Origin of the sequence: Mesoplasma seiffertii ATCC 49495, from assembly GCF_000518725.1 — a bacterium.
Lineage (GTDB): Bacteria > Bacillota_I > Bacilli_A > Mycoplasmatales > Mycoplasmataceae > Tullyiplasma > Tullyiplasma seiffertii.
The window spans coordinates 275,949-287,278 of the sequence record NZ_KI912486.1 but is presented as its reverse complement, the minus strand read 5'-3'; the positions used below and the strand labels follow the sequence as shown (position 1 = coordinate 287,278).

Genomic DNA, 11,330 nt, shown 5'->3' with positions numbered 1-11,330 from the left:
CTGCAGCACCGAGGTATAACCCCCGACACTTAGTACTCAACGTTTACGGCGTGGACTACTAGGGTATCTAATCCTATTTGCTCCCCACGCTTTCGTGCCTCAGCGTCAATAACAAGCCAGTAAGCCGCTTTCGCCACAGGTGTTCTTCCATATATCTACGCATTTCACCGCTACACATGGAATTCCGCTTACCTCTCTTGTATTCTAGAACTGCAGTTTTCAAGGCGAACCGGGGTTGAGCCCCGGGCTTTAACCTCAAACTTGCAAATCCGCCTACGCACCCTATACGCCCAATAAATCCGGATAACGCTTGCCACCTATGTATTACCGCGGCTGCTGGCACATAGTTAGCCGTGGCTTTCTGGTAAGGTACCGTCAGCTTAAGAGCATTTCCTCTCCTAAGTGTTCTTCCCTTACAACAGAGCTTTACAATCCGAAGACCGTCATCACTCACGCGGCATTGCTTCATCAGACTTTCGTCCATTGTGAAAAATTCCCTACTGCTGCCTCCCGTAGGAGTCTGGGCCGTATCTCAGTCCCAATGTGGCCGATCAACCTCTCAGTTCGGCTACGTATCATCGCCTAGGTGGGCCTTTACCCCGCCTACTAGCTAATACGCCGCATCCTCATCTTATAGTGCACCAAACGGTGCTTTCAATTTCTTCTCATGCGATAATGAAATTCTCATGCGGTATTACCCTTCGTTTCCAAAGGCTATCCCCCGCTATAAGGTAGATTAGATACGTGTTACTCACCCGTTCGCCACTGGGGTGCAAGCACCCCCGTTCGACTTGCATGTATTAGGCATGCCGCCAGCGTTTATCCTGAGCCAGGATCAAACTCTCATTTGAAAAAATGTGAATTGATTCTGACTGTTTCTTTTTTATTGTATATATAATATTGTCTACTCAAATTAAATTGATATTGATCAAGATTTGTACAATTGTTGTTCTATTTAGTTTTCAAAGATCATTGTGTTGCCTTTCGGCGACTTTTAGATAATAGCATAGTAAAAAATAAAATGGAATAGTTTTTTTAAATATTTTTATTAAATTATTTCATTAAATTTCTGCAAGATATCTTCACAAAAGTCTTAAATATATCTTATGCTATTTTCAATTGCAAGTAAAGACCTATTTTGGCATTTTTAAAATATTTTTCAGACAATGATAAACTCTTACCGCTTTTGACTTTTCAAATAAAAAATACTTCGAAAAGTATTTTTAGGTGTTTATCTAGAATGGTGCGGGATAAGGGACTCGAACCCTTACGTCGAAGACGCTAGATCCTAAGTCTAGTGCGTCTGCCAATTCCGCCAATCCCGCAAAGAATGGTGACTCGTCGGGGATTCGAACCCCGGACCCACTGGTTAAAAGCCAGTTGCTCTACCGGCTGAGCTAACGAGTCAAATATTTAATTGTCATCTTTGGACTTTTAAATAATATCACTTGATTAAAAATTATTCAATTAAAAATAAAAAAAGATAAGCAAAACCTTATCTTCGTCATGACTGAATTCCAATATTGAAAGAAACCATTAGTCCCGGATACTCATACTCAGGTTCTTTTCCTTCTTCAGTTCCAGGTTTGGCAACTTTTTTATTAATTGTTCATCCCAAGTTTACAAACTTATCAAAGTTCTTAAAAATGTCTCAAATGTCATTAGCAATTTGTTCAGTTGTTTTTGACTTTGTTTGAGAATCATTTAAGTACTCGTTTAACTGTTTGATTTTCACCAGTGAACTACTAATACCATCAGTGACCAATTCATTCTTACTATCTAAAGTTCCATTAGCTTGTAAAATTAACGACATCCCTGGTTCGTTTTGAAAGTCTTCAAACTTTTCTCAAGACTTTCAAGGTTCGGTTTCAGTTCCTAATGTTTCACTAAACGCTTGATTTAATTTATTGGCAAAATTATTTTTATTTTTTAACCCTAAAAATAGTTGTTGCATTAGTTGTTTATTTGCTTGACCATTTTCTTGATCTAAATCAATTGTCAAAGTTGCTCGACTATTAGTAACTCCTGGTGTACCTTCTTCAGGTTTTAATGAATTAATTAAACCATCCAAATTAAAGGCTAACAATTTATACAATGTCATAATATTATTAAGTTTTGCTTCCGTTATTAAATTACGTTCAATTCCAATAATTTGATTATTGGGATCTTCTTGATCAACATCAGTTCCTAGTTTAGCAGTATAGCGCAAATAACTAACTAAATCATCAAAGCTTAATTCCGCATCATAGTCTCAGCCATATAAACTACTACTGCGACTTCAATTACCTTGATATTGATCTAGTTGAGTTCCACAACTCACAACAGTTGTTGCTGTTGTTGCTGTTAAAGTCATTGCTCCAAGTATTGCTAAAAGTTTTTTCATAGGTCTCCTTTGTTGTTGATTAAATTATACTTTAAAAATAAAAAAAGACACTTGCGTGTCGTTTTTATGTTTCTTTAATGGTGCTGACTAAAGGAGTTGAACCCTCGACCTACTGATTACAAGTCAGTTGCTCTACCAACTGAGCTAAGTCAGCATTAAAAAAATAAAATGGTGGGATGCAACGGGCTCGAACCGCTGACCGCCTGCTTGTAAGGCAGGAGCTCTCCCAACTGAGCTAGCATCCCAATATAAAAATAATAATAAATAATAAATGGTAGCCTGTACGGGGTTCGAACCCGTGTATCCACGGATGAAAACCGTGTGTGTTTACCGCTTCACCAACAGGCCAAATAATAAATGGCGGCTTTTACAGGACTTGAACCTGTGACAAACCGGTTAACAGCCGGTTGCTCTACCAACTGAGCTAAAAAGCCAAGTAATATTTGTTGCGAATCTTCAATTTTTTTCTTTTACCAAGACAATAAAAATATTATCATGAGAAAAAATAAATGTCTATATCTTTTTTTATTTTTTTACGAAATTTTGTGAAAGTTTGCTGATTTTAATTTTTTCAAATAAAAAAGCGACATTTAACTGTTCGCCCGCTTTTTTTGATGTCAACGACATCGGCTCATCGCTTTTATATTATAACCTAGATTAGCCCAATATTCCAAATAAAAATCACAAACAGTGTTTGTGATTTAAGGGTTTAGTTATTTTCTTCAAAAAGTTCGACTGGTTTATCAGTTTTTTCGTCATTTGCTTCTTGTGTTCATTCTGAATCATCAATTTTATCTAAGACATTATCAGAAATTTCTTTGTTAATAACAATTAGGTCTTCATTTTGTTCATGAGTTAATTGTTTTGCCAATTCTTCATTGTAAGTCTTATCTTGAATACGTCCGTCAAGAATCATATCGCGTTTAGCTTGTAAGAAGATTACTTTAAAATCATTTGAAAACTTATCAACTAACTTTTCTTCTTCAATTTCTTTATTTTCAATTTGTTCTAAGAATTCCACTGCTTTAGCATACTTAGCTTCATAAACTCGTTGTTCACGTTCATCACGATTAAACACTTGTTCTTTATTTAAAGATTGCTCAACAACTTCTTCTAAGACTCTTACTTCATTATTTAATTCAATCGCTTCAACTTCTTTTTCATCAGTTTGGGGAGTTAATAACATTACAATTCCCCCAATCATACAAACACCTGATCCAATTGCGACAATTGCTAAAATCATTTTCGTACTTGTTGTTTGATTTGATAGTGTAAATGATGCCATTGTTAATGACACTGCTGTCAAAGTAAAAATGTATGCTCCAAAAAACGCTAAGATGATTCCACTAGCCATTGATAAATTAATTGATGATGATTGTCCACTTGTTAATGAATTTTGAATAACGATTCCCACTAGTCCCATAAAAAACATTAATGCTGATCCCATCAAGCCAATTCCTGAAAAAATTAAAATTAGCACAATCCCTGTTTTAAATGTTCCGTTGAATTGTCACTTACGTTGATCGTGTTTTGCAATTTGACGTTGTTCTTTTTTTGTTAAAGCCATATTGTATTCTCCTATTTTATTTACTTAGATAATACACCTTTAATCTTTTTGTAGAACTATTTTTTTCAAAAAAACTTTTGAAGCATAGTTCAAAAGTTTTTTAAGATTGTAAATGGTCTTGATAAAGCTTAAAGGTATTTTCCATTAAGGTAATAACTGTCATTGGGCCAACTCCACCAGGAACTGGAGTAATATTGCTAGTAATTGGGGCAACATTGTCATAATCGACATCTCCCACCAATTTATTAGTTTTTAAATCTCGCATAATTCCAATGTCAATTACGGTTGCTTGAGGTTTTACCATTTCTTTAGTAATAATAAATTGTTTCCCTGTAGCTGAAATTAAAATATCGGCAGTTTGGGTATACATTTTAATATCTTGAGTGTTTTGATTACACATTGTGACTGTCGCTCCTAAGTTTAGCAACATTACTGCTAATGGTTTTCCAACGATGTTTGAAGTTCCCACCATCACGACATTTTGTCCTTGAATTGGAATTTGATATTCATTTAATAAGTTAATTACTCCTAATGGGGTACATGGATAAATTGAATCGTATCCTTGTAACATTTTCCCCTGATGAACGTAATGAAAACCATCAACATCCTTGCTAGGAATAATTGCTTGTAAGTAATCTTCTTCACGAAAACGCGTTGGTAGGGGTAGTTGTAATAAAATTCCATCAATTGTTTGATCAAGGTTGAGTTGATCAATTGTTCCATATAATTGTTCATGACTAACATTTTCATCTAAATGAATTGTTAATGGTTCAATTCCAACTGCTTGAGCAATTTGAGTTTTGTGCTTTACATAAACTTGCGATGCTTCATCATTACCAACAAGAATAACCGCCAACGTTGGTCGTCGGTGTCCTTGTTCAACAATTTTTGTAATTTTAGCGGTTAATTGTTGACGGCGCTTTAATGCTACCGCTTTTCCATCAAGTATTTTCATTAATTCACCTATCCTATCGTTACATCTTCTTCAAGATATTGGTACGGACGTTTTCTTGAAGGTTTAATAAATACTAACAGCGTATTTGAAATTCCTAATTGTCCTAAAAACATTGCAATAATAATGATAATTTTTGTTAATGCCCCAAAATTCATCATTTGATATTGAGTGAACGGATTTAATCCTACCGTTCCAAAGGCACTAGTTATCAAAGTCATAATTTCAATAATTGAATTATTTCCATTTAACTCAGGAGCAGTTGAAGAAGAAAGCACTCCTGCCGAATCACAATAAATAATAATTAAAGTTAACACAATTAAGGCAACTGAAATGAAAAATACTGCAAAAGCTCGTTTTACCGTTTTATCAGGAATAGTTTTCTTAAATGCCGAAGTATGACTACGGTTTTTAATAATCGCCCAGTTGGCTAAAATAATAATTGCAAATGTTGTTGTCCGGATTCCTCCAGCAGTTGAACTTGGAGCTGAACCAATAAACATCATTACCGATAAAATTGTTTTTGACCCGGCATTAAAATCATTAGTATTAATTGTTGAAAACCCAGCATTACGGGCTGAAGTTGTATTAAAGAAAATATCCATTAACGCGACCCCAACTGGTTTGGCATTAATAATTGCAATATTACTTGGTTGCCCAGTAGTTGGATCAACATCAAATGAGTAATTGTGAAATAACAATGATTTGTCATAGTTAGCTAACTCAGCTCCTAAAACTGATAACGGTCCGACAATAAATAAGGTGATATAAACTCAGAAGTTTAATTTCGTAAATAAGCTAAAACGCACAGTTTGACCTGAACGACGGGCACGAATTTTACGTTTAATATCATGGAAAGTTGGATATCCTAATCCTCCAATAACTCATTCCAATAAGAAAATCATTTGTAATAAATAAGCGCGGTGATTTTCAACATTGTAAGGTTGCAATGAAGCTTCTGAAATAATATCAAATCCTGCATTGTTTATTGCTGATGTTGAATGGAAGATGGCAAATCATAAACTTTTCCCAAAATTATGAAATGGTGAAACTACATTCAAACTTGCATTATTTGGTCCGTTAACTGAGTTTTGGGAGTTATTAGTCACAATTCCTGGTTCAGTGAAAAAGAACACAAAGAATAAAAAGATTGCGGCAATAAATTGCACAATTGTTAATCAAATGAAGCCATCACGAATCATTTCAATTGTTGACGAAGTTACTGATGACCCCCGTTCGGTTTGAGCCGTTACCGTATCATTTAAAGAAATTTTCTTATTTATCGCTAAAAATAACACAATTTTAATAGTTAAAACTCCAATTCCTCCAATTTCGATCATTAGTAAAATTAATAGTTGCCCTCAAAAAGTATAATCATGCGACGGGTCAACAATATTAATTCCAGTATCACTAAACGCTGATGATGCTGTAAAAATTCCTGTTAAAAAATCTCAGTGAAACACGTTTTTTGATTCATCTTCATAAATTGTTAACACCCCTGGGATAGTTAATAAAAATCCACCTAGTAAAACAATTAATGTGTAAATTAAAAAAATTCGTCCACTGATTTTTGACAACGGTCATCACACCTTAAGTTTTTTAAATAAATTGCGATTAAACTTTTGACGCTTTTCAGAGTTATAGTCTCCACGCTTTTGTTGGTCGGTTGGAGATGTTTTAGAATCTGCCTCTGATGAGTTTGTTCTAAAACTATTATTTGGGGTTTTATCCATTAAACTCACCTTCATTTCATAAAATCTACCTTATATTATATCTTATACTTAGTTATTGGACTATAATTTACACTATATTATGTATAATTAAAAGGCAAAAGAGGTTTATATTTTATGGCAAAAAAGAAAAGTTTCGCGATTATTGGAGCATCAAATTTTAGTTTGGCAGTTTTGACAACACTAGTTGATAAACGTCAATCAATCACAATGTTTGATATCGATCAAGATCGCTTAGATTTATATTTAGCAGAATTCGATTCTGTGGATGCAATTGTTTTAGACTCTACAAATAAAATGGGATTGGCCAAAGCAGGGGTTAATTCTTATGATGGTGTTATTGTTGGATTGGGTTCAAATATTGAAGCGTCAATTATGACCGTGTTAAATTTAATTGACTTAGAATGTCATAACATTATTGCAAAAGCCCGTGATGAAAAACACAAGCGAATTTTATTAGCCTTGGGCTTAAGCGAAAACCAAATTATTATTCCTGATCGCTTAGCTGGAAAAATGATTGGGACTCGGGCAGTTTTTGATATTGATATTGATATTGACTTACACTCAATTGATGATGAATTTATTTCGACAACATTAACAGTTGCTAACCCTGATGTTATTGGGAAAACTTTACAAGATGCTGGATTATCTTCAACAAAAGACTTTAATATTATTCAGATTCGTCGCAAAGGAAAAACTTTATTACCTGATGACTATACTGAACTAAAAGAACACGATGATGTTGTTGTCTTTGCAAAGATCACCGTAATCAACGGATTGGCTGAAAAACTTCAAGCTAATAAAGAAGATGAAGCTGATGTAATTCCAACATTATTTGACTTTGACGAATTAGTTGACAATGAAAATCCTCATATTGATGAAAACTTATTCGACAATTTAATGTTTGAAGAAGATGTCACAGAGACTATTGCCAATTCAACAGCAAAGCCACGTCGTACTAAAACTAAAATAAACGACAGTCCAAATCTTGAAATTAAGGATGAAGAAATTTTTAAATAAAACAGGCAAAAAAAATTCCCAATTTACTTGGGAATTTTTTTATTAAAATATTTAAATGGATTTGGTAATAAATAAATGAGCGTTGTTTTACCTCGTACTTTTAAAACTACAGTAAAAAATTTTAAAAATACTCCATAACAGTCTTTATATGAATAATTTATTAAGTCCTAAGCATGAACTTTACAGTAAGTAAAAATATACTGATTAGTTAGTAAATAGTCTGAAAATTATTGTGTGGGACAATAGTTCATTTTAAACAAGAAAGAACAAAACTAACCAAGTATTAGCTATGAAAATAACTATAGAAAAATAACATTGGCAACTGTAGCTAATAACTTAGTTTAATAACTTAGTTATTATTGTTAGTAAAAGAATGAGTAAACTAACTTGCTACAAGTTCTTTTAGACTAAGGATAAATACCTTAGTGGCCTTATCTAAAAGCTCAACTTTATTTTATTTTTTAACTCTCAAAATACAACAGTGTTTTTTACTTATGTTTTACTAACCCAATTATGATTTTCATTGCAACATCAGGATTTACATTTCCTTGAGATATTTTCATTAGTTGACCCATAATTGTTTTAGTTACTCGCTCAGGGCGTTCATTATATTGCGCAATTAGCTCATCATTGGCAGCAATAATTGGTTTTAACATTTCTTCAATGATTTTTTGATCAGAAATTAATTTTAAATTCAAACGTTCAACAATTTGTTTAGGCGTTTCATTTGCCTCAACCAAAATTAGGGGCAGGATTGTTTTTGTATGTTTAGAAGAAATAATTCCTTCTTCAACTAAGTTAATCATCTCTGCTAAATTATTTGGTGTTAACGCAATTTCATCAATTGTTTGATTGGTTTTATTTAATTCCGATTGAATATCACTTATTAAAAAGTTAGCAACTTTATTAGCCGCTGACGTCAATTTTATAGTTGTCTCAAAAAACATCGTCATTTCCAAACTAGTTAAAATGATATTAGCATCTTCGCTAGTTAATCCATATTCGTTTACATACTTAACTCGTTTTTGATCAGCTAATTCTGGTGAGTTAGCAATAATTTCTGCTACTCAATTTTTATCTAACTGAATTGGAGCAATATTTGGTTCACGGAAATATTTGTAATCTAAGGCATCAGATTTAGAACGCATGCTGATAGTTTCTTGAGTTGTATCATCAAAACGACGAGTTTCTTGTTCAACGATTTGGTTATTCAATAAAATTTTTGTTTGACGCTTAACTTCAAATTCAATTGCTTTACGCATATTTGAAATTGAGTTTAGATTTTTAACTTCAACTTTATTTGAATATGTTGTAGCACCAAATGGGCGCAAGGAAATATTTAAATCAGTTCTTAAAGAACCCTCATTCATTTTGACATCTGATACTCCTAAAAATAACAAAACTTCTCGAAGTTTTTCAACATATGCTACTGCTTCATCAGCACTACGCATTACTGGACGAGTAACAATTTCAATTAACCCAATTCCACTACGGTTGTAATCAATATAAGTTAGATTGTCTTTGTGAATTTGCTTAGCAGTATCTTCTTCCATATGCAATCTTTCAATGTCAATAATTTTAGTTGTTTGATCTGGTAAAGTAATTTCTAAAGCACCATTTTTCCCAATTGGATTAAATTGTTGGGTGATTTGGAAACCTTTTGCTAAATCAGGATAAAAGTAGTTTTTACGATCAAACTTTAGTAAAGTGTCTAACTCCATATTTAAAGCATTAACCGCTAAAACTGCTAACTTAACTCCTTGTTTATTTAAAGTTGGCATTGCTCCGGGATAACCTAAACAAACTTCATTAACCATTGAATTGGGTTTCGCTCCATAGCTAACTTGAGCTGCAGAAAACATTTTTGTTTGAGTTTTTAACTCAACGTGATTTTCAATTCCAATAATAATTTCAAAGTTAATCATTACTCAACCACCTCATTTTTTCTACCAATAAGTGTTTCACATAGTTTAGCTGCTTGTAAAACTTTTAAATCTTCAGCCACTTGCGCAGTTAAATTAATTCCAACTGGCATTTTATCTATTTCAATAAATGGAATTGTAATTGATGGTAACCCTGCAAAATTGGCAATAATTAAAATGTCTTCTAAATATTCTTTAGTTTGACTATTGTGCTCATCAAATTCTTGGGCAGCTTCAATTAACGGTGCCGGTCCTGGAGCTGGCGGTAAAATCATAATATCTGCTTTTGTGAAGAATTTTAAAATTTCTTCAACGATTAAACGACGAACCTGTTTAGCTTTTAATAAATATTCAACTTGATTTTGACGACGTAAATTTAAAGCTCCAATAATGAATCTACGTTTAACAATTTCTCCGAAATTTTTGGCACGGGTTTGGGTCATGATTTCTGTGTAATCAGCACCTGGCTCACGAGTCCCAAAATTGATACCATCTAAGTTAGCATTTGTTGAAACTGCTTCACTAAACGAAATCATCATGTAAACTGGTGCCAAGGCTTCTAATAAATCTTCACGGAAACTTATTTCTTGAACCTCATATCCTTGTTGTTCTAATTTTTTATAAAACTCCAAATACTCTTTTTGCATTGTTTCATTTAATGCTTGGTGAACTTCCTTAATATATCCAAACTTAGTGGTTTTTGATAAATTATTTAGGTTTTTAACTATATCTTGGTTATTAACATCAATTGATGTGAAATCTTTTTGGTCATAACCAAAACTTGCTTCAGCTAATATTGCCATATCATCAACATTACGAGTAAAAAATCCTGCAGTATCTAGACTTGGAGCATATGGTAAAATTCCGTAACGAGAAATTGCTCCATATGTTGGTTTAAATCCCACAATTGCATTATAAGACGCTGGTTTACGAATTGAATCTCCCGTATCTGTTCCAGTTGCAAAAGGAACGTAACCTTTAGCAACTGCATAAGCAGATCCTGATGAAGATCCTCCGACTAAACGTTTAGAATAACGAGGATTAAATACTTTTCCATAAGCAGAATGTAATCCTGTTCCTCCCATTCCTAATTCATCAAGGGCTGTTTTCCCAACCATCACTGTATTTGCTTGATGCATTTTCTTAATAACTGTTGCATCAAAAACTGGGTAATATTGTTCAAGAATTTTTGATGATGATGTTGTTCTAATTCCTTTTGTTGAAAAATTATCTTTTGCCAAATAAGGAATTCCACATAACAAATTAGTGTCATCAAAATTTTGATCTAGGTTCTGAGCATTTTTTAAGGCTTCCGCTTTTGCTAATGTAACCACTGCATTTGATTCTCAATCTTGTTCTAAATTTTCTATAACTTGTGAAGTTAATTCTGTTACTGAGAAAGTTTTATTTTTTAAAGCTTCATGGATTTGACTAATTGTCATTTTTTTATAATTTATCATTATTTAACCACCTTCACAATCGTAATATATTCACCATCAGTTGATGGAGCATTAGCTAAAACTGCTGTTTGTTCAACATTATAAGGTTGATCATCTTCTCTTAAAAAATCATGATTTTTGTCAAACGGATAAAATAATGGTTCAACATTGTCAGTATTAATACTTGTAACTTTTTCAAACTTAGTTTTAAGTGATTTGTCAGTTGCCAAAATTACTTGAATTTCAGCCTCTGATAATTCCAACATAATATCTTCAGCTAATTCTAATACTGTTTCGTACTTAATTTGTTTATCCAT

8 protein-coding genes, 6 tRNA genes and 1 rRNA gene are annotated in these 11,330 nt (G+C 33.1%); 1 reads left to right on the top strand and 14 read right to left on the bottom strand.

What is annotated here, in order from left to right:
• The 11 genes from L872_RS0104365 to L872_RS0104315 all read right to left on the bottom strand — a co-directional run.
• Positions 1-851: ribosomal RNA gene (locus tag L872_RS0104365) — 16S ribosomal RNA — on the bottom strand; the annotation flags it as partial.
• A gap of 390 nt (positions 852-1,241) precedes the next feature.
• Positions 1,242-1,325 (bottom strand) — tRNA-Leu (locus L872_RS0104360).
• A gap of 6 nt (positions 1,326-1,331) precedes the next feature.
• Positions 1,332-1,407, bottom strand: a tRNA-Lys gene (locus L872_RS0104355).
• 88 nt (positions 1,408-1,495) lie between these two features.
• The gene (locus L872_RS0104350) at positions 1,496-2,383 is read right to left on the bottom strand and encodes a lipoprotein (protein WP_027063605.1); all 888 of its coding nucleotides are present in this window, start codon (positions 2,381-2,383) and stop codon (positions 1,496-1,498) included.
• A gap of 78 nt (positions 2,384-2,461) precedes the next feature.
• A tRNA-Thr gene (locus tag L872_RS0104345) sits at positions 2,462-2,537 on the bottom strand.
• A gap of 15 nt (positions 2,538-2,552) precedes the next feature.
• Positions 2,553-2,628: transfer RNA gene (locus L872_RS0104340), tRNA-Val, on the bottom strand.
• A gap of 27 nt (positions 2,629-2,655) precedes the next feature.
• Positions 2,656-2,731: transfer RNA gene (locus tag L872_RS0104335), tRNA-Glu, on the bottom strand.
• A gap of 10 nt (positions 2,732-2,741) precedes the next feature.
• Positions 2,742-2,817, bottom strand: a tRNA-Asn gene (locus L872_RS0104330).
• A gap of 275 nt (positions 2,818-3,092) precedes the next feature.
• Complete coding sequence (locus tag L872_RS0104325; protein ID WP_027063604.1) at positions 3,093-3,950, bottom strand: MFS transporter; 858 nt, start codon at positions 3,948-3,950, stop codon at positions 3,093-3,095.
• 100 nt (positions 3,951-4,050) lie between these two features.
• Complete coding sequence (locus L872_RS0104320; RefSeq protein WP_027063603.1) at positions 4,051-4,905, bottom strand: bifunctional 5,10-methylenetetrahydrofolate dehydrogenase/5,10-methenyltetrahydrofolate cyclohydrolase; 855 nt, start codon at positions 4,903-4,905, stop codon at positions 4,051-4,053.
• Positions 4,906-4,913: 8 nt separating this feature from the next.
• Complete coding sequence (locus L872_RS0104315) at positions 4,914-6,635, bottom strand: TrkH family potassium uptake protein (protein ID WP_027063602.1); 1,722 nt, start codon at positions 6,633-6,635, stop codon at positions 4,914-4,916.
• A gap of 114 nt (positions 6,636-6,749) precedes the next feature.
• On the opposite strand from L872_RS0104315, the gene L872_RS04845 reads away from it, so the two are divergent.
• A complete protein-coding gene (locus L872_RS04845) occupies positions 6,750-7,652 on the top strand; it encodes a potassium channel family protein (protein ID WP_084340199.1) in 903 nt (300 codons plus the stop codon).
• A gap of 488 nt (positions 7,653-8,140) precedes the next feature.
• On the opposite strand, the gene gatB is transcribed toward L872_RS04845, so the two are convergent.
• The 3 genes from gatB to L872_RS0104295 are packed head-to-tail and all read right to left on the bottom strand — an operon-like array spanning position 8,141 to position 11,330.
• Positions 8,141-9,577, bottom strand: a complete 1,437-nt coding sequence (gatB, locus tag L872_RS0104305; RefSeq protein WP_027063601.1) for an Asp-tRNA(Asn)/Glu-tRNA(Gln) amidotransferase subunit GatB — start codon at positions 9,575-9,577, stop codon at positions 8,141-8,143.
• A complete protein-coding gene (gene gatA / locus L872_RS0104300) occupies positions 9,577-11,034 on the bottom strand; it encodes an Asp-tRNA(Asn)/Glu-tRNA(Gln) amidotransferase subunit GatA (protein WP_027063600.1) in 1,458 nt (485 codons plus the stop codon). Before gatA ends, gatB begins: the two co-directional genes overlap by 1 nt.
• Complete coding sequence (locus tag L872_RS0104295; protein WP_051418478.1) at positions 11,034-11,330, bottom strand: hypothetical protein; 297 nt, start codon at positions 11,328-11,330, stop codon at positions 11,034-11,036. Before L872_RS0104295 ends, gatA begins: the two co-directional genes overlap by 1 nt.